General features: G+C 47.2%; 20 protein-coding genes and 1 tRNA gene. 10 read left to right on the plus strand and 11 right to left on the minus strand.

The annotated features are described in order from the left end of the window. Window positions 1-21 precede the first annotated feature (21 nt). Window positions 22-267: a hypothetical protein gene (locus SIL79_RS12835; RefSeq protein ID WP_162207242.1), complete on the minus strand. Its 246-nt coding sequence runs from the start codon at window positions 265-267 to the stop codon at window positions 22-24. Then, window positions 264-1,595, minus strand: coding sequence for a motility associated factor glycosyltransferase family protein (locus SIL79_RS12840; RefSeq protein WP_319619320.1), 1,332 nt, complete (start codon window positions 1,593-1,595; stop codon window positions 264-266). Before SIL79_RS12840 ends, SIL79_RS12835 begins: the two co-directional genes overlap by 4 nt. Window positions 1,596-2,230: 635 nt before the next feature. On the opposite strand from SIL79_RS12840, the gene SIL79_RS12845 reads away from it, so the two are divergent. From SIL79_RS12845 to SIL79_RS12860, 4 genes are read left to right on the plus strand one after another with little or no spacing between them, the layout of a single operon-like run. Next, on the plus strand, window positions 2,231-3,061 hold the full coding sequence (locus SIL79_RS12845; RefSeq protein WP_234501502.1) for a phosphate ABC transporter substrate-binding protein: 831 nt from the start codon (window positions 2,231-2,233) through the stop codon (window positions 3,059-3,061). Between the two features lie 6 nt (window positions 3,062-3,067). Next, window positions 3,068-3,934, plus strand: a complete 867-nt coding sequence (locus tag SIL79_RS12850) for a PstC family ABC transporter permease (RefSeq protein ID WP_039034380.1) — start codon at window positions 3,068-3,070, stop codon at window positions 3,932-3,934. Continuing rightward, window positions 3,931-4,791 (plus strand): PstA family ABC transporter permease, encoded by an 861-nt coding sequence (locus SIL79_RS12855; RefSeq protein ID WP_319619321.1) that lies wholly within the window; start codon window positions 3,931-3,933, stop codon window positions 4,789-4,791. Before SIL79_RS12850 ends, SIL79_RS12855 begins: the two co-directional genes overlap by 4 nt. Window position 4,792: 1 nt before the next feature. Next, the gene (locus SIL79_RS12860) at window positions 4,793-5,515 is read left to right on the plus strand and encodes a phosphate ABC transporter ATP-binding protein (protein ID WP_162207244.1); all 723 of its coding nucleotides are present in this window, start codon (window positions 4,793-4,795) and stop codon (window positions 5,513-5,515) included. 69 nt (window positions 5,516-5,584) lie between these two features. On the opposite strand, the gene SIL79_RS12865 is transcribed toward SIL79_RS12860, so the two are convergent. Beyond that, a complete protein-coding gene (locus tag SIL79_RS12865) occupies window positions 5,585-7,915 on the minus strand; it encodes a leucine-rich repeat domain-containing protein (protein ID WP_319619322.1) in 2,331 nt (776 codons plus the stop codon). Between the two features lie 1,243 nt (window positions 7,916-9,158). Here SIL79_RS12865 and SIL79_RS20700 point away from each other — a divergent pair. After that, window positions 9,159-9,395: a hypothetical protein gene (locus tag SIL79_RS20700; protein ID WP_405130439.1), complete on the plus strand. Its 237-nt coding sequence runs from the start codon at window positions 9,159-9,161 to the stop codon at window positions 9,393-9,395. 21 nt (window positions 9,396-9,416) lie between these two features. Here SIL79_RS20700 and SIL79_RS12870 read toward each other — a convergent pair whose 3' ends face one another. Continuing rightward, the gene (locus SIL79_RS12870) at window positions 9,417-10,310 is read right to left on the minus strand and encodes a hypothetical protein (RefSeq protein ID WP_319619323.1); all 894 of its coding nucleotides are present in this window, start codon (window positions 10,308-10,310) and stop codon (window positions 9,417-9,419) included. After that, on the minus strand, window positions 10,310-12,034 hold the full coding sequence (locus SIL79_RS12875; RefSeq protein ID WP_319619324.1) for a zinc ribbon domain-containing protein: 1,725 nt from the start codon (window positions 12,032-12,034) through the stop codon (window positions 10,310-10,312). The genes SIL79_RS12870 and SIL79_RS12875 overlap by 1 nt, the downstream gene beginning before the upstream one ends. 74 nt (window positions 12,035-12,108) lie before the next feature. Between SIL79_RS12875 and SIL79_RS12880 the strand changes: the two genes are divergently transcribed. Together SIL79_RS12880 and SIL79_RS12885 are read left to right on the plus strand one after the other, a co-directional pair. Beyond that, on the plus strand, window positions 12,109-13,221 hold the full coding sequence (locus SIL79_RS12880; RefSeq protein WP_319619325.1) for an N-6 DNA methylase: 1,113 nt from the start codon (window positions 12,109-12,111) through the stop codon (window positions 13,219-13,221). A 782-nt stretch (window positions 13,222-14,003) separates the two neighbouring features. Beyond that, window positions 14,004-14,993 (plus strand): transposase, encoded by a 990-nt coding sequence (locus SIL79_RS12885; protein ID WP_319619326.1) that lies wholly within the window; start codon window positions 14,004-14,006, stop codon window positions 14,991-14,993. Window positions 14,994-15,247: 254 nt separating this feature from the next. On the opposite strand, the gene SIL79_RS12890 is transcribed toward SIL79_RS12885, so the two are convergent. Next, the gene (locus SIL79_RS12890; protein ID WP_200887992.1) at window positions 15,248-16,132 is read right to left on the minus strand and encodes a LysR substrate-binding domain-containing protein; all 885 of its coding nucleotides are present in this window, start codon (window positions 16,130-16,132) and stop codon (window positions 15,248-15,250) included. A 272-nt stretch (window positions 16,133-16,404) separates the two neighbouring features. Here SIL79_RS12890 and SIL79_RS12895 point away from each other — a divergent pair, with 272 nt between their 5' ends. Then, the gene (locus SIL79_RS12895) at window positions 16,405-18,408 is read left to right on the plus strand and encodes a BCCT family transporter (RefSeq protein ID WP_071476243.1); all 2,004 of its coding nucleotides are present in this window, start codon (window positions 16,405-16,407) and stop codon (window positions 18,406-18,408) included. A gap of 719 nt (window positions 18,409-19,127) precedes the next feature. Here the strand turns inward: SIL79_RS12895 and SIL79_RS12900 are convergent. Both SIL79_RS12900 and SIL79_RS12905 read right to left on the minus strand, forming a co-directional pair. Continuing rightward, window positions 19,128-19,203, minus strand: a tRNA-Arg gene (locus tag SIL79_RS12900). A 55-nt stretch (window positions 19,204-19,258) separates the two neighbouring features. Next, on the minus strand, window positions 19,259-20,416 hold the full coding sequence (locus tag SIL79_RS12905) for a flagellar assembly protein FlgT (RefSeq protein WP_071476988.1): 1,158 nt from the start codon (window positions 20,414-20,416) through the stop codon (window positions 19,259-19,261). 698 nt (window positions 20,417-21,114) lie between these two features. Between SIL79_RS12905 and SIL79_RS12910 the strand changes: the two genes are divergently transcribed. Further along, window positions 21,115-21,765 (plus strand): FlgO family outer membrane protein, encoded by a 651-nt coding sequence (locus SIL79_RS12910; RefSeq protein ID WP_233962518.1) that lies wholly within the window; start codon window positions 21,115-21,117, stop codon window positions 21,763-21,765. Further along, window positions 21,765-22,232 (plus strand): LPP20 family lipoprotein, encoded by a 468-nt coding sequence (locus SIL79_RS12915; protein ID WP_039034368.1) that lies wholly within the window; start codon window positions 21,765-21,767, stop codon window positions 22,230-22,232. Before SIL79_RS12910 ends, SIL79_RS12915 begins: the two co-directional genes overlap by 1 nt. Window positions 22,233-22,483: 251 nt before the next feature. Here SIL79_RS12915 and SIL79_RS12920 read toward each other — a convergent pair whose 3' ends face one another. The 3 genes from SIL79_RS12920 to flgA form a co-directional block, all read right to left on the minus strand. Then, entirely contained in the window at window positions 22,484-22,915 is a 432-nt protein-coding gene (locus SIL79_RS12920; RefSeq protein ID WP_319619328.1) for a flagella synthesis protein FlgN, read from the minus strand. Beyond that, on the minus strand, window positions 22,915-23,235 hold the full coding sequence (gene flgM, locus SIL79_RS12925; RefSeq protein WP_039034366.1) for a flagellar biosynthesis anti-sigma factor FlgM: 321 nt from the start codon (window positions 23,233-23,235) through the stop codon (window positions 22,915-22,917). Before flgM ends, SIL79_RS12920 begins: the two co-directional genes overlap by 1 nt. A gap of 70 nt (window positions 23,236-23,305) precedes the next feature. Next, complete coding sequence (flgA, locus tag SIL79_RS12930) at window positions 23,306-24,013, minus strand: flagellar basal body P-ring formation chaperone FlgA (protein WP_039034365.1); 708 nt, start codon at window positions 24,011-24,013, stop codon at window positions 23,306-23,308. Window positions 24,014-24,118: the final 105 nt, after the last annotated feature.

The raw sequence follows: 24,118 nt of genomic DNA on the forward strand, positions 1-24,118 counted from the left end.
TGAAAGAGTATTCCTGAGTGCTTAGGCCAGTAAAGGCACTAGTTCATATTCCAGGGTGTCGGCCAGCCCCAGCCAGTCATGGCGTTGTTGCGAGGCCAACATGCCGGGCACCAGTTGTAACGCTTCGCTTGGCAGCTGTTGCTGTTCCAGTCGTGCTTGCATCTGCTCTATGCAATCTTTCAACCGCCCGGAGGCCTCTGCTTCTTTGCCGAGCCTGAATGCGGTGGCCGTGTCGAGCAGCTGTTGTGGCAACGAATCTTGGATCATGGTTTCAACTCCTTGTATTGGCAACCTTTAATTCTGGCGCCTGAGAGGCTGGTTTGATAAAACCTGACATGGGGCCGCTTGGCTATGTAGGTTTCCAGGTTTATCAGGTAAGCCCTGAGGTTGAGATCGGTTGCCACCCTTTGACCATGGCCATCCAGTACCCAGTGGCTGGCATTTTGCACTTTTTGGGTGGTGCATTTTACCCAGGTTTGGGTCATCTCGTCCTGAGTGGTCTTGGCAAAGTCATCCCAAAAGGCGTGGCTCTTGTTGTGGCAATAGCAAAAGTCGCAGCCCAGCAGGCTAATTTCACGTCCGCCCAGTAGTACTGCCAGATCTATCGCCGGGTGGATCACGCTGCCATTGGTGTAAAGGCGAGTCTTGGGTATCTCTTTAACCAACGCATCATAAAGTGGACTATTGCCATAGGCGTTAAACCTGGGGCCTCTCCAACCATTGAGGATTTCGGGGGCGACCCGGGGATAATAAGCCAGTGCAATGCCTTCGCTTAGTGCCAGGGGCAGGTGGTATTCGCCGATAAGTCCGTCGATGCAAACCACTATGTCGGGGCGAATATTGTGGTGCAGTAAGCCCTTCATGGCGGTGTCGGCGCAGATAATGACAGGCCTTTGCGGTTGCGTTTGCAACTTGGCCAGGTAATCGTAATGTTCTTCCAGCGAAGGTCCGGCACCTATGACCAGGGCCTTATGGCTATGGATCTGCCGCTTAAGCTCAATTACATCTGGGTCGTGCAGTAGAAAAGGGCGATTATCCTGCAGGCGCTTGATTATCGCAGGGTCGGTCGCCTGATGGCGACGGTTGATATAAGGCAGATTTTGCTCGAGCACCAAGAGATCCCTGAGCCTGGCATTTTCATCACTGCAGAGTTCCTGGTCGGCTATCAGGGCGATATAAGGCTCGGTCACCTTAAGTTGTCCCGGTTGCAATTCCAGAGTGACGGCCGGATGGCTCAACCACTCGGATTGATCTGTGTAGCTGAGCACCAGAGCGAAAATGGCCGGGTTGAGAACATTTACCGCCAGCTTGGTGATAGCAGGATTATCCAACAATACGCTGGGCACATCGCCCATCCCTACGCCATAGAGACTGACCTCGGTCGCGCCGACTGGCAGAGTATCAATATACAGTCTGGCTTCTGCCAAACTGTTGTGACGGCTGCTGAGCTGAATGCCATCGACACTGATAGTCTGATTTTGCCCTGTTACCAAGACCGCATCCAGGCTGTCGGACGCTTGTTGTTTGAGTATCGCCCCCGCCAGTGGCCATCTGGACTGGATGATTTGCAAATTGGCTGCAAACAGCTCTGTCATGGAGGTTTCCTCGTTGAAGATGGGGGGGCAAAACCCAGATTGTCCCCCCCGCCTGGCAGACGATAGGATTTTGACTTTAAAGTTTAAATAATACAGTACCTTGGTACTTAGCGTTTGCCAAAGTCTTAATCTGTACCAGAGAGCATAGCTTCAAATACCCGACTCATTTTAGAGCGGTAAGCACCTTGTTGTATGCCAAGAAGCTGGAAGCTTACTGACACTGGCCAAACGGGATTTCTCCTCAATCTGCCTATTAGGGCACATAACACAGCATCTGGCGGCTCAATGCGCAGGCCTTCGAGTCTCGGCTGCAGTCTCTTGCGCTGTACTCACCTGGTAACCCGCTTGTCAAAAAAATGGCTTTGTTGACTCCATGGCTATGTCCGCTTCAGTGCTGCAAATCGCGTTCCAGTTTGTAAATCTTTTACGAGTTTAACTATGACGAGGCCGCAGAGCGGCTCTGTTTAATCGACCTAACAAATGTAAGTTACGTTTTTAGCGGTTTATTTGTGATTTGAGTCAAAAGGTTGATTTGATGTGATTGTTATCATTGCGCGCCGTGAGGCTCGGCACCGAACTACACCTATTTATTTGGGCTGACTGTTTCGGCTCAAGTGCATTCCAAAGGAAATGACATGCGACTTAAATTCAGATTTATCAAGTTGTTATTATGCTCTGTGCTGGCGGTTCCTGCTGTTGGCATGGCGTCTGAGCTCGATCGCTTTGAAAACTTGTCCGGTACCTTGAACATTGCCGGTGGTACCGCGCATATCCCTGTGATGAAGCAGGCGGCAAAAACTATTATGTCTGCCAATAACGATATTCGCATTACTATTGCCGGTGGCGGCAGTGGTGTGGGGGCGCAGCAAGTTGCCAAGGGACTGGTTGAAATCGGTAATACCGGCCGCCCTCTGAAGCCGGGTGAACTGAAATACGGTCTGCTTTCTTTCCCATTTGCCATCGATGGCGTTGCGGTTATCGTCAATCCGGCCAACCCCATTCAACAGCTGAGCTCGCAACAGGTGATGGATATCTATTCCGGTAAAATAACCAACTGGAAGAGCCTGGGCGGTGAAGATCGGCAGATCAATATTTTCACCCGTGATGAAGCCAGCGGTACCCGCTCGGTATTCGTTAAAAAGTTGCTGAATAAGTCGCCGGTTTCTACTCAGGCCAATGTTGTGCCTTCCAATGGTGCGATGAAAACTGCGATTGCCCGCGATCCCGGTGCCATAGGTTACAGCAGTGTCGGTTATATCGATCAGACAGTGAAAGCGCCGATATTGGATAATGTGCTGCCCACCAATGAAGCCTGTGCTTCCGGTGAATACCCTGTAGTGCGTAAGCTGTATATGAATACCAAGGGACAACCTCAGGGACTGACCCAGGCGTTTATTGATTATATCTATGGCCCAGACGGCGCTGAATTTATCCGTGAAGCCGGATATATTCCTGTCGGACATTAATGACTCATGACCACACAGATCTCCGCTGAGCGGATACTGCAACTTCTGGCCGCATCAGTATTATTGCTGATAGTGCTGCTGTTTGGGTTTCTGATGTGGTTTGCATTGCCGGTGTTTTTCAACCCGCAAACCAGCGTGTTGTCGTTACACTGGCAACCGGAGCAGGGGCAATTTGGCATAGTTGCCATGATTGCCGGCTCCGGTTTGTTGGGACTGCTGGCCTTACTGTTGGCATTTCCTATCGCCCTTGGCATCACAGGGTTTTGTTTATTACCTCGCTATCGAAGGCCTGCGCGTTTTATCCGGGCGCTGATCCGCTTGATGGCCGGGATCCCGACTGTGGTGTATGGGTTGGCCGCTGTGTTTTTGCTGGTGCCGCTGATCCGGGAAACCTTTCGAACCGGTTCGGGGTTCAGCCTCATCAGTGCCACTCTGGTGATAGTGCTGTTGATCTTGCCTGTGATGGTGATGATGTTGGACAGTCAATGTCGCCCTTTGGCCAAAGAACTCAGAATGGTGTCTGCTTCTCTGGGGTTCAGCGATCTCCAAACCCTGTATCATCTGGTATTACCCAATGCCCGCCGCGCCATGGCCAGCGCCGCCTTACTCGGTTTTGGCAGGGCCATAGGCGATACCTTGCTGCCTTTGATGCTGGCCGGCAATGCGCCGCAGCTTCCGGACAGTGTATTTGATTCGGTTCGCACCCTGACGGCGCATATTGGCTTGGTGCTGGCCACGGAAAATGATAGCGCCATGTACAACTCACTGTTTGCCGCCGGTTTGTTGCTGCTCACTATCAGTGTGCTGGTGACTCTGTTGATCCGCTATATGACTTCGTCTGCCAAGGCCACCACCGAGGGTTCTGGGTCTTGAAAGCCAAGTGTTTCCATTATTGGTGTTTATTCTGCAGCGCCATGCTGTTGCTGTGTCTCTTGTCACTGCTGGGATTTATTCTATATCGAGGCGTTCCCACGCTCAGCCTGTCGCTCTATTTTGGTGATACTGAACCCTTAAAAGGTTTCTTGGGACAGGCGCCTATCTGGGATGGTATTTGGCCTGCCTGTGTTGGAACCCTGGCGGTGGTTGCCAGTGCTTTGATGATCGCCTTGCTGCCCGGACTGGCAACCGGAATTTGGCTGGCAACGGCGAAAACATCCAAGGTAAAGGCACTATTGGAGCTGGCGGTCGATATCCTGGCCGGCGTTCCCTCGATATTGATGGGCTTATTTGGCTTTACCCTTATTCTGTTACTGCGCAACACCTTGCTGCCTTCTGCCAACACCTGTCTGGCACTGTCGGCATTTTGCCTGGCGATGTTGATCATTCCCTATCTGGCCGTTTCTACCCGCACGGCGCTGCAGGCGCTGCCTGTGTCTTTGAGTTTAACCGCACTCTCACTCGGCATGACACAGTGGCAAGCTTTGCGCTTTGTATTGTTGCCCCAGGCCGAGCGCGGGATCCGCGGCGGCATCATGTTGGCCATTGGCCGGGCCGCAGAAGATACCGCGGTGATCATGCTGACCGGCGCCGTTGCCAATGCGGGGTTACCTGGCGGGATCTTTGAACGGTTTGAAGCCCTGCCTTTTACGATTTTTTATTACAGTGCCCAGTATCAGAGCGAGGCCGAATTGCAGATGGCGTTTGGTGCCGCGCTGACACTCCTGTGTTTAACTGCCACGGTATTTTCCATGGCCAACTGGGTGACACGTTTTCCCGGAAGGAATCATTAGTATGGCGTTATCAAAGGCTGCGGATGTCGCGGGCACTGTGTCTAACCTCAGTGTGTATTTTGGTCAACAAGCGGCACTCGAAAACATCAACATGCAGATCCATCGGCGGCGGATCAATGTGCTCAGCGGGCCATCAGGCTCGGGGAAAACCACCCTGTTACGGGCGCTCAATCGCCTCAATGACGAATATCAACATAGTCGCACCCGGGGTGAGATAACGCTTTGCGTGGCAGATAAGCCGCTTTCGGTCAATCAACTGAAAACCACAGAGTTACCCTATTTGCGCCGTAAAGTCGGTATGGTGTTTCAACATCCGCAACTGCTTCCCGGCAGTGTGGCGCAAAACCTGTTACTCCCCTTGAAAGTGGTCGGTAACCTGCAGGGGGAGGCCGCGCTGAAACAGATGCAGCAAGCTTTTGAGCAGGCGGCGTTGTGGGATGAGGTCAAAGATCGCCTGTCGGCACCGGCCTCAACCTTATCCGGCGGGCAACAGCAGCGCCTTTGCCTGGCCCGCACCCTGGTTTTTGAGCCGGATATCTTATTGCTCGATGAGCCTACCTCTTCACTCGATCCCGAAGCTACTGCACAAATTGAAGCCTTGATAAAACGCCTCGCCGGCCATTGTACCCTGGTGGTGGTTTCTCACTGTGAACATCAAACAGCCAGATTGGCCGATCATCTCTATCGTTTTGAGTACGGGAGATTACGACCTGAGTCGGCATGAGTGCGCCGAATCACTCTTTGTCTGGCTTAACCAAAGAGAGATTCAGACACGCTTTTGCAATTGCTCGGCTTAATCGTCGAGATACTTGGTCTGCTCGGTGTAATTCGGGGTCAGCAAGTTTTGATACAGCTTGGGGTTCATGTTGAAACCGCCGAATTTGCTTATGGTGTAACAAAGGGTTTTTAGCTTGAGCTTTCTGAAGCTGGGAGGGATGGGTTTAAGGAATTTGCAGCAATCGATACTCAAGCGTTCCAGCTTCTCAAGCGCCAACATGGACTCGGGTAGAGACTCAGTGACAAAGTCCTCCAGAGATAAAGTATCCAACTCGCTAAACTCACCGATAAAATCAGGGATAACCTTGATATCGCCGCCTCTCAGAGAAAGCCGTTTTAACGGTAGTGCTTTCAGCTCCATGGGGAAATGATCCAGGCTTTTGTGCATTCCCATCAGTTTAAGGTGATGCAAGTGGGTATATTTCACCAGGGCCTTGGTGGCCTCCAGACCAAACTCATAACACAGGGCCAGTTTCAAGGTTCCCAATGCCGGCGCATCGAGTGAGGCCAGGGTTTTAAGATCACTGCGTGAAATCAACAGGGTTTTCAGCCGTGGCAGCGAAACATTGGCGGGGAAATCGTCGAATTTGTTGAGTTTAACTGTCTCAAGCTTGGGGCTATTCGTTAACAATGGGCCAAGGGTAACGACGTCTGTATTGTCCAGCTCCAACGAGGTCAACTGGGTAACGGCTGGGCAATTCAAACCAGGTAAAGTCTCCCTTGGGTTCGCGCATCCATCCTCAAGCTCAGTCTCAACTTGGGCGGGGTCAATATTGAGCGACGCTAGATTGTGACAATGCATTAATAGATCGGCGATTTTAGCTGTCGCCAGTCTAGTGGTGAAGGAGGTGAGTCGCTCTGGCTGAGGCAGGTATTGAGACAGCTCTTCCCCCGTGTCCGGCGTGTCATCGTCAGGGTAGTATTTCATCACAGCTGTAGAAATATTGCTGAACAGCTGCCGTTCGTTGTCCACCGGGCAATGGCTTAGAATGAGTTCGTCCAGGGTTAGTCTCTCGGTTGGGGCAATAAGGCGATGACAGCGGTCGATTTCCAACTTTTTGATGTTTCGTGGCAACAATGACGCATCTATGGTGAGTTTCTGGCCGTTTATTATGCTGAGGCTGTCCAGCGCCGCTATCTTTTTAAACGACTCGGGGATGGTTTCCGAGTTGGTCGAATTAAAACTAAGGTTTTTAAGGCTTTGACATAGAGGCAGTTCATCCCAGAAGCCGTCGTCGCCGAAATCTGCCCCCCAGATGCTCTCCAGTTGCGAAAACGCCCCAAAAGGGAAGCGAATGCCGGTTAAGTCTCTGGTATAACCCAGGTGCAACTCTTTGAGATGAGGAAAACATGCAGCATGCTCACAGACCAATGCCAGCAGTTTCTTTTCTTGGATTTTAAGCCGGGTTATATCTTCATATACCTTTGGGGCAAAGCGGATATCTATGCCGTTAGTGAAAGATGTTTTTTGATTGCCAAGCACCGTATTGGCATGGATTGAACTCAATAACGGGTTTTTCCATAGTGTCAGCTTATTGAGGTTGGCTAAGGTCAGTTGCTCATCAATAGATGCAAGTTGGGGACAGCATGAGATTTTTAAGTGTTGCAGCTGTGGCAGCTTATCCAAGTTAGTGCCAAGGCGTTGTAAATCCGGGACTAACGCCAAATCAATCTTGGTCAATCCCGCCGGTAAATCAAACAGCTCGGCGCCGCAGATTGGGGTATCGTACCAGGTTAGGCTGCTGAGGTTTGTCAGTTGGCGAAAATCAAGATCCAGACTTTCCAGCGGCACTGAGTCAATTTTAAACTCTTGCAGTTTCTTTAGCTTTTCAATGCTCTTGGGCAGTGTCTTGTAATCGCCTTCAATGTTGAGCTTTTCAAGCAGTGGCAGGCTACCGATACTTTCGGGCAACTGTTGTCCACAAAAGGGCACTTCTTCGATGGCCAGAAAAGTCACCGAGGGGAAACGCGCCAACAGCTCGGGTTGCTCGCAGAGTGCCTCCAGCGGCTGACCTGCTCGAATATCTATGATGGTATGTCCAAGCCTGGCATAGAGGTAATCGACATCCAGCTCGGCCGACAGGCTGGCATACTCGCAAAGGACACAGAAGACATCTCTCATATCCGGCTCTTTCTCGCCTTTAATCAGTTTCTTGCGGCACTTGAAGGCATTTTGAATATCCTGGCTCGCATGCTGTTTCAGCAGTTGGCGGATCTCTTTCACGCAGTCGGTATCGGCGCTGCATTTACCAATCAGGAAAAGGTCGTTGATGAACTTTTCAGGAAAGCCGTCACTGTTTTTAACAGCATTAAAGTAGTCGGGGAGGGATTCTATAAATTGGGACATAATATAAACAACTTATTGTAGGGTATGGTTATTAGCCTGTTGGCCACTGCAGATGCTTAACGCCGTAGTTTTATCGTTCTGATGAACTTGGGCTTAGGGGGACACAAGCCCTGGATTTGGCCTGATTCGCTGTCGATAGTGCGCCGGAAAATGTGGAACGAGATGGATTGCAAGATGCCCGGTAAAGTGCATCGAAAAGTGCACCGAATATGGCATCGAAAATTACAGATGGAGGCGCAGCATAAGATGCCGCGCAATGCGAAGAGCTGACTAATTCCATTTACCGATTTTCCTTCCAGTGACCACAAAAGTGGCCCGCACTCAAGCCTGCTGACGGATTTTACAAGAGTTGAGGGCCCCGTACAATCAATGGGATAGATATCTGCAGCGAGCTCATTGAACTTGTTGTAATCGTGGCAGCCACAATCCACTTTGGGTTGCTTGCTAAAGAGGAGGGTGTAGTGGTCAAGTTAAATTGGCCACTACAGCCCATTTGGATATTGAACAGGTCAGGCGTGAATTGGGCATTACTACTGCGGGGGCGGCGCAGCAGGAGTCAAAGGTGGATAGGCTCGTAAGGGAAATTAATACACTTTCACAGAATGAAAGACGAGAATTATTCGGGATCATCAGTAAATGTGTTTTTGAGGAATAGGCTAATACAGTTAGAGGCTAAAATGTGAGTGGAGAACTCTTTCTCGGTTCGAAAGTATCCACTACGCAAAAACTGACACTAGTCGAGGCTTGTAGCATTATTTAATAATAGTAATAATTACATAAGATAAAAGAGATGCTCGAAGCCACTATTTGCGATAGTTTGGGATGAAAATTCGAAAAATGATGCATTTGTTTATCGTCATATCTATTCATTAAACTCAATTGAAGAGGAAAGAATTAGCAAAGACCTTGCTGAGCATTACGAAAAGACTAGACCTGATGAAAAATTTCTTTGTCAGCTATTTGATTTAGATGATTCTTCATTAAATAAAACCTCTGGCAAAGAAATCACAAATGATGGTATGGAGAGCATTTTTCATGATTTGAATACTATTATGCCGTTAGATGACTCTGAGAGAGAACTGCTTATTAAGGCGCGTATTGGACAAGGAGAATTCAGGAAAAATGTTATAAATGTCTGGGAAGGCGAGGTCTGTGCTGTGACGTTGACGCCTATTAAAGAGATGCTAGTGGCATCGCATATTAAAGCGAAACGACCAACGAACGATTAGACGGTGCAAATGGAATTCTTCTCTGTGCCCACATTGACCGGTTATTTGACCAGCATCTCGTCACCTTTAAAAAGGTTGGTAATGAGTATCGTCTTAAATTGAGCAATCTGTTAGATAAATCTTTGATGAAGCAACTTGGTGTTAATGAAGGAGATGTATTAGCTATAGGTAAGTTAGAATCTGACGATAAAGAGCGCTTTGAAATATATATTGGATATCATCAGAAGTTGTTTGATTTCTTTAATAGGTAGTTATTCGCTTTATTTCTATGATTAAGATGTTCTTGCTCTAAATTTTAAATTGTAAGTATCTCTAAAATTATGGTAGCAAGTTAATCTTTCTACATGTTTGTTTTCTGGAGAGAAAATGTAAAAGTATTTGTCAAAATAATTTTTGTCTTGTGTTAAATTTCCTGTCCAAGGATATGTATCTAAACTTCTTGATAGTAACTCAGAAAAAATTACATCGTTCAGTTCCTTTACTAGGTTGTCACAAGCATTGGCAGCTTCAAGTAAGACTGTAATATTTAGTTTTATTGGTTTTTCAAGGAAGTCCTTATATTGTTCTATACCCAGTGTTAGCGCATTATTTGAACCGAAAAAACCACATCTATGAACAACACAATGCCTTAGCTCAGCGATAAAGTTGTAATCGTCGAAGGCTGTTTTAAGTTCTGGCTTATTTTTTAAGTCATTTAGGTTTATTCCAAGCATATCTTTTACAGCTTCTTTAATGTTGTATGCTGAATGGAATGAACAATCTTCGATTAAAGCCTCTGGTAAAAGTTCTCTGCTGTGGTAACTGGCGGCACCATAACTGATTGATTTATTGTAACTTCTATTCCTAGATGTGTTATCTATTAAAAGTACTTTTCTTATTATTTTTCGTAAATAGCTTTCTACTGATGAAATAAAACCTAAAATCAGTAGATTTGATAAGTTATTCCACTCTTTATTCCCAATTTCAGCTAACGAGATATATTGATTATTTTCAACATCAAGAGTAAAACAACCCACAAGCCTTTTGTAGGTGAGCATATTTTCTTCATATATGTCAATGGGAGCCTTGTTTGGTTCATTATAACTAGAGTCGAACAAATTATGCGATCTAATTGTTGTGGTGTTTCGACTGCCTGATAGGGGGAATTTAAAAGTTTGTTTGGCCATTAGTATAAAAACTCATTTGTCCAAGAATTAATTTTGTTGACTATTTTTTCGGCGTACTTAGGGCCAACTCTTCTTACTTTCTTTAATCTCTCTATAGCATCGTCGGCAACCAAAACATCTTCAATGGTTAGAAATTTTGATAGGGCAATTACTTTATGTTGGAATTTGGTAAAAGGTAGTTCTACAAGTTTTTTACTCATGCACTCTTTGAAAATGGAGGGTTCAACTAATTCTTTTCCACATATGTGACAAAATTTTTGTCCATCCGCAATCCTTGATGTTCCACAATGATTACAAGCAGGTAAATCAAGCTTTATGTTACTGATTGCCTCCTTAGATAATACACTATTGAACTTTCTTCTTAGTGGATGCTTTTCTGAGGTGGATGATAAAATGCTTATTAATTTCTTTACACTGAATCCTCTGCTTTTGAATAATGCTTTTTGCTCAATCAAAAGAGCGATGTGTGGGACGAATCTTCTCAGTTTTCTTTCGCTTCCGTGAGAAACAGAAGGAAGTTCGAATAGTAATCCAGCCTCTATAAGAAACTTAATCATTCTTTCAGCTTTCTCATCAATATCTTCAATTCCTAACGTGATGTTTTTTCTGAAGCTCTCACCTTTTTCAGTTTGATTTTTGTAATTTAAATCTTTTAAAAGGTTTATTATCTTGAGGAGGAAATCATGTCCGATATCTATAAAGCTTTTATATTGGGTTATTTTATCGGCGATCGATTTGTACTCGGATATTATGTTTGATGTGTGGTCTTGTATTATGGTGTTAATTTTTTGCTGTGTGCTGCTTTTGTTTGAGTCTAAATATGATCTAATCAGGTTGATATATGCTCGAGGATTGCCGAAAGATGCGTACATAAAAAGAATTAACTCATCTTCCGATAGTGTTAAATCTTCATCAAATCTTTTTTCTGTAACTTTTTTCATGAACGGGATAAAGTCTTTCTCTTGAACATCCATCCAAATTGATACTCTTTCAGCATCTTGTCCTACATGGAATCTAGGACCATACTGTGTAGTTCCTGGATATACAGATGCTTTTGGAGATATACGCATTGACTTAATGCTTCTGAATATATCGAAAAACTCAACCATATAATCATGGGTAAGCGTTAATGCTGCATCATCTAAAAGTAAAATTGCTCTTTTTCTATGGGTTTCGCCGAGTATTCTATATATCAAAGATTGAACTAGAATTATACTTACTTTGGATATTAGTTTGTTGTACTTTTCGTTATATTGATTTCTTTCTATATCAAGAATGAATGAGTTGATATTTTCTCTTGATAAATCGGTATCTGAGATATTGCTGTCATAAGTATCTATTGCAGATTTTAATATTTTGCATAAAACCCATGCGTGAAATATATTTAATGCGTTTGATTTTTCATGCAAATATGTTTCTAATCTTAGATAGTGATTGAATGTAACATATATTGGTAGTGGTAAATTTTGATCTCTAGAGCATCGGTTAAAGGCGCACTTCATTTGATGCGTTTTTCCGGTTCCTCTTGGTCCAGATATCAGTTTTGCACCTACTTGGATTAGTTTGTGCTGAATGTGCTCAAAATGCTCACTATTCTTAGCTGTCCACTCATTAAGTTGTTCTTCACTGAGGTAATCAGCTCGTTCTTCATACTGACTATTGTCGAGGAACTTTGATAAATATTCATCGTTATCTACTGATTGTTGTTGCGAACCTTGAGGCATTTCTTTCTTTACCTAATACACGGCCTATTGTATACTAGTATATTACTTTGTTAACAAAATGACAAGCGTGAATCGTGGTTGAGCTTAATCAATACTATACACCAATATTGACTAGTGAGTATTTAGCGTCTCTTCTTAATTTGGATAACATTAGAACATGTGTCGAACTTAGTGCAGGGGAAGGGGCTCTTATTGAACCAATTAAGAAAATAAATCCCAATATTACATTTACAACTGTAGATATTGATCCTCGTAATACGGAAAAATTATATAAATTATACCCTAAAGATAATCACTTCTGTGATGACGCTCTCAATGCAAATCTATGTTTGCCAGTTGGTTATTATGATTTAGCTATATGTAATCCCCCTTTTTCTACTGTCCCATTCGGTAATGATTTAGATTTTATTTTAGATAATGATTTTTATGAAATATTTAAGAGTTTTAAAACAGTTAGGACAGAGGTTTTATTTATTTTAAAAAATCTGTCTTTGCTAAAAGATGGTGGGGTATTGGCTATTTTGGTTCCATCTCTCATTGTTAATTACTCTCGTCTGGATAAATTTAGAAGATTGCTGTTTGGTTTGTTTGAATTGGAGAGTGTTGTTGAGTTTGAATATAAGTCTTTTAAAAAGACTGAAGCTAAAGTGTTTATATTAGTTATTCGCAAATCTCGACCGGCGTTGGCAGATTATATGGTTGGTTTTACCCGTTACTTTAATGGGGTGGCTTGTAAGAAAGACGTTTATGTTAGTTCCTTGTTTCATAAGAGTTCTACCAGTGAATATTTAGCTGGTTTTAAATTGTTTCGAGGATCTAACTCTAGTAAAGAATGTAGGGGAAGTTTTAAAGAATTCTATCATAACTATGCTTGGGTTGGCGATTTCTCTAACGTAAAGTACTCTAGTTGCAGCAGTAAATTACCTAACGTAAAGTATGCAATTTCTGGAGATATACTTATTCATAGAGTTGGACGGCAAGTTGGTAGAACCGTTTTTTTAACTGACGGACAAGTAGTAGTTTCCGATTGCATCATAGTATTAAGGTTTTTTGACAATGCTTTAAAGGAGAAATTTATTGAGTTTTGGAAAGAAAATAAATCTCAGTGGATTTCTGAGTTTTCTAAAGGAACATGCGCAAAGAGTATTTCTATTCGCGACATTTCTGCACTCATTCGCTCGCTTTAGTCAATTTTTTAGGTTGGGTTCAAATAGTACACTTATTGAGGTAGTCCTCTCCTTTTTAACCGCAGTTAAAAGTAGAGGTTAAGCGACCATTAAAGGTGGTCGCCCATGATTGGCTTTGTGTGGCCTTTCGTGATTGTAACACCGGCTACGCCCCCTCAACCACGTTATTTGCGCCAACAGCTATCGGCGATATCCATGGGTATTCGGTCTAATACCTCCCCACAGTGGCGTTTGAAGCTGTAGGCATACACCTAATTCCCAGGCACAGGCGGAACTGTGACCGTCGAAAACAGGGCCGAATTTTGTTCCCGACAAATTCGGCATTTCCTACGTCCTTGTAGGTCAGATGTTTTCGTCGAGGCTACTACCGCATTTGTTCCAGACAAATGTCGGCATACACTCCATCCATGGAGATAAGGGATGGGTTCACAACTTCCCTGCTTGACGGCCAGCTCACCATCCCCCTGGTTCGCGCTCGAAAGCATGTTGCTGCGCAACTCTCGCCATGTCACAGGAGAGCCTGTGCCAAAAGGATCGTTCTCGGACGTCCTGTCCTTCACGGCATTCGAGCTTCCTGCCCATCCGCACTGCAGGTGAAGGGTTGTTGCTTAGCGGGAAGCTAAATCCAAGTTGGTTGGCTACTTTAGGCTTTAAAGCCAAGATGGCTACATCGCCAACTCAACGTTTTCCCAAAAAAATACAGGACAGCCATATCTTTTTGATGTTTCGCTCAGCCTTGACTAGGCTTTGAAATACCCATCAAAGCTCAGTCGAGGTTGGTTATGACCAGTGCCCGTCGCCAGTTGATAGATGTTGAAATTACGCCCTTTTACCACGTGATTAACCGTTGCGTGAGAAGGGCATTTTTGTGTGGTGAAGATGCACTGTCTGGGCGCAGTTACGAGCATAGACGTGGCTGGATAGTGGATAAAATCAGGCAGTTGTCGTCAATATTCTGCATCGACGTTTGCGCTTATGCGGTCATGAGTAATCACTACCATTTGGTGCTTAAAATCGACCTTGCTGCGCAACAATCGTTGTCGCCATTTGAAGTCATTGAGCGTTGGACAGGGCTCTTTAGTGGCAATCCTGTGGCGGCAAAGTTCCTTAAGGGCGATAGTCTCTCAGAAGGTGAGCGAATACTGTTGGATACGCTGATTAGCGATTGGCAGGAACGCCTTGGCAGTATCAGTTGGTTTATGCGCTGTTTAAACGAAGATATCGCCCGCAAGGCCAATCGAGAAGATGGTTGCAAGGGCGTATTCTGGGAAGGACGTTTTAAGTCGCAGGCACTGCTCGATGAACAGGCGCTGCTGGCCTGCATGATGTACGTGGATTTAAATCCCATTCGCGCCGGTATTGCTGATTCGCTGCAAACTTCTGATTACACATCCATTCAGGAGCGCATAGAAGAACATGCTGAGCCTACAACTGCCAACGCTTCACTTAAGCCACTGCTGCAATTTGATGGTGCAGCCACTGCCGCCGAACAAAGCGGTATCCCGTTTCATTTTGCCGACTATCTGGAACTGATTGATTGGACAGGCCGGGCGATGCGGGAAGACAAGCATGGCTTTATTGCCTGTTCCAGGCCCAAACTGCTGCTTGAGCTTGGTATCAGCGATGATGCCTGGATAACTTCTGCCAAGGAGTTTCGCCGTCAGTACAGTGGCATGAGTGGCCGATGGGATGCCATGTGTGCGATGAAGGCCAAATATGGTGGTAAATGGTGCCGGGGTAAGCAACAAAGCCAAGCAATACATCCCCATTAACCCTAAACCCTTGGTGATTTTGCAGCAACAGGCTTAAGCCTGCCGTTGGCCTGCCTGGCAACCGCTGTTTTTGTATGAAGCACGCAGATTACTCGTCTTAGAGAGTCTACTTCTAATAACTCATCGTCATTTATAAGAGATTGAGACCGCAAGGTATGCTTCCAGGTGGTCCGTAAAATGTTTAGGATGTCCTGTGGTTCTCTAGTGGTTCTCAACTATGCCACTACAATAGATGGAGCAACGCCTCTGTAAGTTTAACTCACTGACCTATGGATATATTTTCGGATCCCGTTGGCAAGACGGCGTGTGGCTTCATTGGTTTCGGCTTCAGGTTGTAAATGGAGTGCAATTTCCGTCATGGGTAGCGTGGGCATTCCATGCTCAGATGTCAGGATCTGCAAGCCTGAAGGCACCATGGAAGGAGTGAGGATCGTCACAGCAAGCCCCGCTCTGACAGCAGCAGTTAACCCTGACAGACTGGCACTCGTATAGGCGATCCGCCACGGAATACCTGCACTCTTGAGCGCATCGATCCCTCGTTGACGAAAAATACAGAGCCCATCTTTCGAGACCGCCAGCGGCAGAGGTTGCCGTTTTTGGATCTCAAGTCGGTCTGCACCGACCCAGACGGTCTGCTCTTGGCAGAGCACTTCACCACCCGGACTTTTAGGTTGTCGAGTGGTGATGGCTAAATCGAGCATTTTCGCCTGCATCTGATCGAGCAACTCGACACTCAATCCACAATAAACCTGTAGCTCTACATCTGGAAAGCGACGCTCAAACTCCGACAAGACCGTTGGCATATAGACTAAATAATCATCGGGGATCCCCAGCCGCACGCTCCCATCGATCCTCGGCTCAACGATATCTTGCCATGCCAATGCATTTTGGCTGAGCAATCGCCTAGCGTGCAGTAAGACCTTCCGTCCCACTGGGGTCGGGAACGGGATCCGCTGACCTTTCTCAAGTAGAGGCGTCCCAACCTGACTTTCGAGCCGTTTCACATGAGCACTGATGGTGGACTGTGCCAGATGCAAGGCTTCAGCAGCAGCAGTAAAACCTTGGCTATCGATCACTTGCACAAAGGTTTTGAGCAGCACCAAATCAAAAGGACGACTTTTCAACGGTTCTATTATCACGTTTCATAATACCTCTATCGGAAATTATTGTTTTCATAATATCGGCTCATCTTTCACAATACCAGCCATATGAAACAAGCTGCCCTTCGCCCTGAACCACATGTTTTCGCCAGCACTCACAATCGTGACTAGGTTTTCACGTTCACGTTTGCTGCATCGTCCATATTTGCCCACCTTTTCAGCATCTCATCGATGCAAGCTCGGCGCACAAGAGCAGATCAGGCTGCGAAGCGACCATCCACCCACAATAAGGTGAATAAAGCCATCTGATTATGAGTAATCCAACTGAAGTCACGAAACCCCGTATGGCGGGGATCAACCCACCTGTTTTTTATCCATCCGCAGGACTCATTGTCCTGTTCGTCCTATTTACCATCGCGATGCCTGAAACCGCAGGCCGTTGGTTTGGTTCGCTCCAATCATGGATCATTGAGACATTTGGATGGTTTTATCTCCTCTCAATGGGGTTTTACCTGATTGTCACACTGATCCTCGCGTTTAGCCGATTTGGGAAAATCAAACTGGGACCAGACCACAGCAAACCGGAATACAGCTCTCGCTCGTGGTTTGCGATGCTGTTCTCCGCTGGGATGGGGATAGGATTAATATTCTATGGGGTGGCCGAGCCCGTCTTTCACTTTGCAAACCCACCAGAGGGTGAGCCGCAAACCGTTGAGGCTGCACGTCAGGCGATGACCCACACCTTCTTCCACTGGGGTGTCCATGCCTGGGGCGTTTACGCCATTGTGGCCCTGGCGTTGGGCTATTTTAGTTTTCGTCATGGTTTGCCACTGCGGATCAGCTCAGCACTCTACCCGATCATCGGCAAACGAATTTACGGCCCGATTGGGTATGCCGTTGATATTTTAGCGGTCTTTGGAACCATGTTTGGGATCGCAACCTCCCTTGGACTGGGCGTGTTACAGATCAATTCCGGCTTAAACTATCTGTTTGAGATCCCCTTTGGCACGCTCACCCAATTGGTTCTCATCGCGATTGTAACCGTCATGGCAACCCTCTCGGTGGTGACCGGATTGGATAATGGGATCCGCCGTTTATCGGAGTGGAACCTAAATCTTGCTGCCGTGTTACTGATCTTCGTGGCCATCACGGGCCCCACACTCTTTATTTTCCAGTCACTGGCCCAGAATGTCGGGAGCTACATCTCCTCGCTGGTCGAAATGACTTTCAATAGCTATGCCTACATCAACAGTGACAAAACCAACTCTTTTTTAGGCGGATGGACGCTGTTCTATTGGGCCTGGTTCATTGCTTGGTCACCCTTTGTCGGCATGTTCGTGGCCAGAATTTCACGCGGACGGACCATCAAAGAGTTTGTCTTGGGTGTCTTATTTGTGCCTGTCGGGGTCACGATTATTTGGCTGACGGTCTTTGGGAATACGGCGCTGCACGGTATCATGACAGAGCGCATGCCGCAGTTGGTTGAGCAAGTGTTTGCGAACACCCCCACCTCGCTGTTTCGCTTCTTAGATACCTTACCCCTCGCTAGCATCTCGTCGGTGGTTGCTACCCTGTTGATTTTTACTTTCTTTGTGACGTCTTCCGATTCAGGCTCTCTGGTCATTGACACCTTAACTGCCAAAGATGGCGATGAGACACCCGCAAAACAGCGGATCTTTTGGGCTGTTTCTGAAGGTTTAGTGGCCGCGGCATTGATTTTAGCAGGGGGACAGAATGTCCTTTCTGCTTTACAAGCGGCCTCGTTAGCTTCTGCACTGCCCTTTGCACCCGTATTAATTCTGGTTGGCTTTGGACTGCTGAAGTCACTCAGACAAGAGATGGTCAAAATTGATAGTGCCCATCACCTCAGTCAAGCGACACCGAGTACTTTAGCGCGGATCCAAGAGATTGGCTGGCAGCAACATCTAGAGCAGCTCATCACGATCCCAGAGAAAACAGAAGTGCTACAGTTTTTACAACATGACATTATGGCGGTGATGCATGAAGTAGCCGACGTCTTCAAACAAAACGGGATCAACACACACATCACATCACATGAACACGCGTGTTCATTGATGGTTGACCACGGAGATGAACGTAACTTTGTCTATGGTGCTTGGGCACGAGAAGCGAGCATTCCGTCCTTTATTGGCGAACGTAGTCAATCTCGTCCCAAATCGCAGTTATACATTGAAGTCTATTTGAATGAAGGCGCTCAGCAATACAACATCTGTGGTTACAACCGCAATCAACTGATTGCTGATATTCTTGACCAATATGAGAAACATCTTCATTTCCTCAATCGGGTACGTTAGTTCCCTTTGCCCGAGATGACCACATCTCGGGCTTTGCCGCGGGAGGTAGTCTCTCCGAAAAATAACCGCAGCAATAAGTAGAATTTTCTCTGACCTCTCCCCACGGGCCAGCTAAAGCTGTTCAAATTTATTTCGGATAAATTTGTGGGAAAGGTCATAGGTATACACCTAATTCCCAGGCTCAGGCGGAACTGTGACCGTCGAAAACAGGGCCGAATTTTGTTCCCGACAAATTCGGCATTTCCTACCTCCTTGTAGGTCAGATGTTTTCGTCGAGGCTACTATCGAATTTGTTCCAGACAGATGTCGGCATACACTCCATCCATGGAGATAAGGGATGGGGTCACAACAACTTCCCAGTTTAACGGTCAGCTCACCATCCATGACTCGCGCTCGAAAGCATGTTACAGCGCAGCTCTCGTCATGTCACAGGAGAGCCTGTGCCAAAAGGACCGTTCTCGGACGTCCTGTCCTTCACGGCATTTGAGCTTCCTGCCCATCCGCACCGCAGGTGATGGGTTATTGCTTAGCGGGAAGCTAAATCCAAGTTGGTTGGCTACTTTGGGCTTTAAAACAACGATGGCTACATCACCAACTCAATGTTTTTAAAAGAGAAAACTATCAGAGAACAAAATCATTAATTTGAAGCGCCTGAATCGGCAGAGGATGGGTTCTAAAAAAGCTTGAGACTTATGCAAGCAGGCACAAGAAGAAAATGCTGGTCTCCCCACAGGGACTCGAACCCCGATCGGTCGCTTAGGAGGCGACTGCTCTATCCTGTTGAGCTATAGGGAGACGCCAGTGATTATACTGGTTTTCACCCGGATGAAAAGGCTTTGGATTTAATTGCTTAAATCTTAATCGCGATGTCATTCACCTGAATGTTAAGGGCGGCATTTTCACCACTGAGCACTGCGATGGCACTTTCCTCTGTGACTTGATCTATGGTGATTTTCGCCCGGGTTTCTCCGGCCACGGCGCGCATCTGGTTCATGCGGTCGGGCAGGTTTTGTTGCAGCACTATTTGGAACTGATCACCCACGCGGATGCCGTTGCGTCGCCCCAGGTTGAGTATCACTCTATCCTGTTGGCGCACGACTATCTGTGCCAGCAGAGGTCTGCAGGCCAGTGCCATATCGATATCTTTACTGGCATTGGCCAACACCTTATCTATGGCCTGCCCGTAACTGGCACGCCAGAATCTGTCGCTGTTGGGAGGGACGGATTCATTTTTGGCAAACTCCCAGGGGGCGGAAATGCTGTAGTTCTGATACCAGATCTGCTCGCCGCTGATCCCATGATAGAGGCTGAGCTGCAACTGAAATAGCCGCAGCGGCTCGTTGTCCCATAGGCCCATAAAGCCGGATTCGACCGGTTCGGTGGAGATATCTATGATTTGCGGCAGCAACAGATATTGGCTGTCGGTAATTTCACTTATCCAGGTCGGCAGGCGGTAGCCGCGGATATTGATAAGCTCCTCTTTGATATCCAGCCGCTCGTTGGCGTGCAGGTGAGCAAAGCTGGTGGAGGATTGTTTATCCAGCGTTGCTGCTATCCGTTCGGACAGGCTTCGCTGGAAATTTTCCAACTGACCATAACGCAGTTGGCTTCTGTCTTTAATGGCGGCCTGGGGGACCAGGATAGCGGCCTTGATGGCTGAGCTTTGGCACTTGTTATCCGGGCCGTCGAGAATATCGAGCCGCATAACCACTTTGAGCTTGTCTCCCTGGCGCATTTCGCTGACCAGTTCGACACTGCTTATTTGCGCCTGGCTGGAGAGGCTGAAATCGTTTTGGGTCAAGCGCCCCTGGCTGACACTCTGGGTCGATTGAAAACTGCCACCACGGGAGAGCAGTGCCATGTTGATGGCGTTGTCCATTGCCGCTTCCCGTGCCTGGGTTAGATTGCCATTGATTATTTTGGCTTCACCTCGGGCCTCGGTCCACTCTGCCATGGCGTTGAGGCTGATGCCCAGCAACGGCAGCAAGAACAAGGGGCACAATCTCATAAGGCGGTTCCTCAAAATGGAAGTCAGGGTGACGGAATTTTGCCGCCACTTAAGCTGGTATCGCTTGGTATTCAAATTTTATGCCAGAGAGAGGCAGGGGGTACTGTGTTATTTGTGAATGCCAGGCTAAAGAACGGCAAGCATTTGCCGATAAAGCCAAAGAAGCTTTCGACAAACCTTGTTGTCCGAAAGAGCAAGGCTGGATAAATAAGTAATACAAGTGGTTCGGCCATTTCACGTCAGTTACTACGGCCAATGAGATGCTCAATTAGGCTTATTTCTCAAAGTTGTTAAACACGACTAAACCTGAGAACTCGCCGGTGGACGCTGAGGGCTAAGGAAGGTGCGAATAAGTTCTCGTGGCACTTTCTTGATGCAGTGAGTCGGTTGCTGTGTGGCTTACTGGCCTGCCTGCTGTGTTGTGCTTCTTGCAAAGGCCTGGGGGCATTTGCCGTTGCATCCAGACCTGTAAGCCGAAGCAGAGCACATATGGGGCTTGTTCGCACCTTCCCTAAGTTCTTGGTTGGTATTTTATTTGCATAGTTTTATTGCAAATAAAAAGAGCTTGGCATTATTGGCGCTGACGATGTTACCGACACTATTACTGTCTACAACGTCCTTGGGTCAATCCTGCAGGTGTTGTATGACTGACGAAGTAGAATAAGCCTGCTGGTTCAAGGTTTACGTCAGGCTCCTGAATGAAGTTAACAGCCCACTCCGGCAACAGTGAGACGGATATTATGTATAAAGCCCTGTGTATATTGCCTTTACTTCTGCTGTCTGCCTGCAGTACGACATCACAGCAACCGCAAGCTGAGTTCAAGCCGCAACAAGCACCAGTCAATCTATTGGCGCATCAGTTGGTGGATGAATTGGTAATCCATAATGATGCTCTCAAACCGACTCAGCCGCTATTGGTGATGACGCCTGCGATAGTGGAGGATATGCAAGGCAGTAATGCACTGGCCTCACAGCTACAGCAGAGCTTAATGACGGCTTTTCATCAGCGCGGCTTTAATCTGGTGGATTTGAACCTGGCCGAAGCGGTGCGGGTAACGCCACAGGGGGATTTTATTCTTACCCGCGACTGGCAACAATTGCCGACGGATATTGCGGTGGATCATGTACTGGTCACCAGCATGAGCCAGGCTAAAGGTGAGATCTTGTTCAACAGTCGGATTGTTAACGTCAATAACAATCGGGTGCTTTCGACGGCCGGGGCGCGGGTGCTTGAGGCGCAACTACCGGGTTATCTGGCGCCATCCCACAAGGTGGTGTCAAAAGAAGGCCTGCTTTATCGCTATGAAAACCGCGGAGAAGATAAGAGCCGGATAGTGGGAGACAAGTAATGAAGTATTGGAACAACACACTGACATTGGTCACGCTGGTATTGGCGTTAGTTCTGGGTGGCTGCGCCGATAAGGACAGATATGTGCAGTGGGAGACAGAGGCGCCAAGCAGTTTTCCCAAATTGACGGCAATAGGCTATGCCCCGCTGGCCAGCCAACCAGCCAAGGAACAGTCGCAAAAGGTGCTGATGGCGATGCAAGCATCCAAGATTGCCGCTTATCGGGAACTGGCCGAACAAGTTTATGGCCAACGTTTGTCGGCTGATAGCAAGGTCAGTGACTGGATGTTGAAAGGCGATAATATCCAGGCCTCGGTTTCCGGGGTGATCCGCGGCGCCAGGGTTGTGCGCAGTTATCCGACCGGCGATCATTATGTGACCGAGCTTGAGCTGGACTTCGCCCAGGTGTGGGATCTGTATCAGCAACAAAACCGCCCCCAGAGAGTGAAAGAGATCACTTATTTTTAGGGTTATGGGTATAAGTCAAAAGCAGCCTTCTTTGGCTGCTTTTTTGTGGCCTTTTTGTGGCTTAAGAATCTTTGCTGAATTGAGAGGTGGGTATACGTTCTGTTCTGGGGGGCATCTTGTATTTGGCCCCCTTGGCTTTAGCGCCCTGAGTTTAGTCGGGGGAAGGCAAGGGGGGACAGGAGCTTGGGTCGCACCAAGAAGCCGAACTTACTGAATTAGCTTAAGCAATGGAACAGCAGCAGGGCTTTAAATCAAGCCTTGAGATTGTTGCCCAGAGTGGCGATGGTTGAAGTCTTGCCTTTGCCGTCATAAGTCAGACTGGAGGCATTGCGGCTCACCTGCAGCGCCTGTGCCAGGCGATTGATACTGGCCATACTCAGCTCTATCAGGCCGGCATTTTCCTGATTGCGTAGTTGGCAAGTAGCCAATAGTTCGCGGGCTTCACTGACCTGTTCGGCCAATGGCGACTGACTGAGTTTAGCTTGTTCAGGATGAGAGGAGAGCGCCTCATCTACTGCCTTGACCTCATTGAGCAGATTGCTCTTGTCTTGGGCCAGTTGCAATAGATTATCGGCATTGCGATCGAGCAGGGCATTTTTTTCCTGCTCAATCAAGCTCAGCAGACGCTCGAGTTGAGTCATCTGCTGTGCTATCAGGCTGGTTATATCTGGGGTATCAGGCATCAGGACCCTTTATTGAGTGCGTTCAGTTCTGATTCAAATTGAGAGATGTTGGCTGCCAGTTTTTCCGGATCAACCTTGTATCTGCCTTCAGCGATCGCCAATTTGATTTCGCTGATCTTCTTTTGATCTATTTCCGGCAGTGAGGTCATCTTACTCTGAACTCCTTGCAACTGCTGCGCTTGCTGCGACACCACAACCGAGTCAGTTTTCAGCGGAGCAGCCCCTTGCTGAGCTGTTTGATTGCTCTGAGCCGTGTTCTTGGGGAGTGAACCTGTATTCACTCTGGGTTGATTTTGCAGTTGTTTAATATCCATAGCCATCGCGGCTCCAGCCTTTTCTCTGATTACCTTGCTGTCTTATCGGCATAGCCAAGGAGAACTTTAGCATTTTTTACATTCGAACTTCCACTTCGCCCACATTGGTGACAGTAGCCTCCAACACTTTGTCTGAGCGAGTGTTTTTTACCCGAATCTGTTCCCCAAGGTTACCATCATGCAGGGCTTCACCAACAGTTTTTATTTGAAACTTCTCGTTACCTGCATAAATAGAGACTCTGTCGCCTTTGCAAACAAAACAGAGATTGGCGGCAAATAACGGATAGTCTTTGGCTATGCGCCGCTTGAGGCGGGTACCCGTCACTGTGGCAATATCCTCGAACTGCTGGCCGCGCAGACTGGTTTCATCTATGTAGCGCAGCGCTAGATTTTCAGGCCCCAGCACAGTGCCCGGGGCCAGAGTTTGGGTGGCCACTACCACAGGATAACTGATATCTACCCGTACCGAGACATAGATTTGCCACGGGTAGCTGAGCTCCGGGCTGTTGCAACCTATGCGTACCGTATTGTTGCGGCTTATCTCCCGGTCGCTGGCAAGTTCTGCCGTTAAAGGCGAATTACATCTAGGGGGAGTGAGCCTGGAATCCAGCCGCTGCGGGGTGATGGTAATTTGTGCATCTGTGCCCGCCAGCACTTTTTTGGCCACTGCCTCTTTAGCCAGGCTTTCCATGGCCGATATACTGGGAACAAAGCTGCTCTCTGCCGCCATTGTTGCGATGGGCATTAAAATTGTAGCCAAAAGGTATGCAATATTTACTTTCATAATGAACAGGCTAGCTTGTCTCGCCAGATTACACCTATACTTTCAATGATTCGCGGTTCCCAGTACTGGCTTCACCATAGGTTTAGTCAGAAATTTGACTGGGCA

Source organism: Shewanella indica (assembly GCF_033842865.1).
Classification (GTDB): Bacteria; Pseudomonadota; Gammaproteobacteria; order Enterobacterales; family Shewanellaceae; genus Shewanella; species Shewanella indica.

Bases quoted from the DNA above. Each gene is read 5' to 3' on its own strand.
- SIL79_RS12835 (WP_162207242.1), bottom strand. From the start codon at position 267: ATGATCCAAGATTCGTTGCCACAACAGCTGCTCGACACGGCCACCGCA.
- SIL79_RS12840 (WP_319619320.1), bottom strand. From the start codon at position 1,595: ATGACAGAGCTGTTTGCAGCCAATTTGCAAATCATCCAGTCCAGATGG.
- SIL79_RS12845 (WP_234501502.1), top strand. From the start codon at position 2,231: ATGCGACTTAAATTCAGATTTATCAAGTTGTTATTATGCTCTGTGCTG.
- SIL79_RS12850 (WP_039034380.1), top strand. From the start codon at position 3,068: ATGACCACACAGATCTCCGCTGAGCGGATACTGCAACTTCTGGCCGCA.
- SIL79_RS12860 (WP_162207244.1), top strand. From the start codon at position 4,793: ATGGCGTTATCAAAGGCTGCGGATGTCGCGGGCACTGTGTCTAACCTC.
- SIL79_RS12865 (WP_319619322.1), bottom strand. From the start codon at position 7,915: ATGTCCCAATTTATAGAATCCCTCCCCGACTACTTTAATGCTGTTAAA.
- SIL79_RS12870 (WP_319619323.1), bottom strand. From the start codon at position 10,310: ATGGCCAAACAAACTTTTAAATTCCCCCTATCAGGCAGTCGAAACACC.
- SIL79_RS12875 (WP_319619324.1), bottom strand. From the start codon at position 12,034: ATGCCTCAAGGTTCGCAACAACAATCAGTAGATAACGATGAATATTTA.
- SIL79_RS12885 (WP_319619326.1), top strand. From the start codon at position 14,004: ATGACCAGTGCCCGTCGCCAGTTGATAGATGTTGAAATTACGCCCTTT.
- SIL79_RS12895 (WP_071476243.1), top strand. From the start codon at position 16,405: ATGAGTAATCCAACTGAAGTCACGAAACCCCGTATGGCGGGGATCAAC.
- SIL79_RS12905 (WP_071476988.1), bottom strand. From the start codon at position 20,416: ATGAGATTGTGCCCCTTGTTCTTGCTGCCGTTGCTGGGCATCAGCCTC.
- SIL79_RS12910 (WP_233962518.1), top strand. From the start codon at position 21,115: ATGAAGTTAACAGCCCACTCCGGCAACAGTGAGACGGATATTATGTAT.
- SIL79_RS12915 (WP_039034368.1), top strand. From the start codon at position 21,765: ATGAAGTATTGGAACAACACACTGACATTGGTCACGCTGGTATTGGCG.
- SIL79_RS12920 (WP_319619328.1), bottom strand. From the start codon at position 22,915: ATGCCTGATACCCCAGATATAACCAGCCTGATAGCACAGCAGATGACT.
- flgM (WP_039034366.1), bottom strand. From the start codon at position 23,235: ATGGCTATGGATATTAAACAACTGCAAAATCAACCCAGAGTGAATACA.
- flgA (WP_039034365.1), bottom strand. From the start codon at position 24,013: ATGAAAGTAAATATTGCATACCTTTTGGCTACAATTTTAATGCCCATC.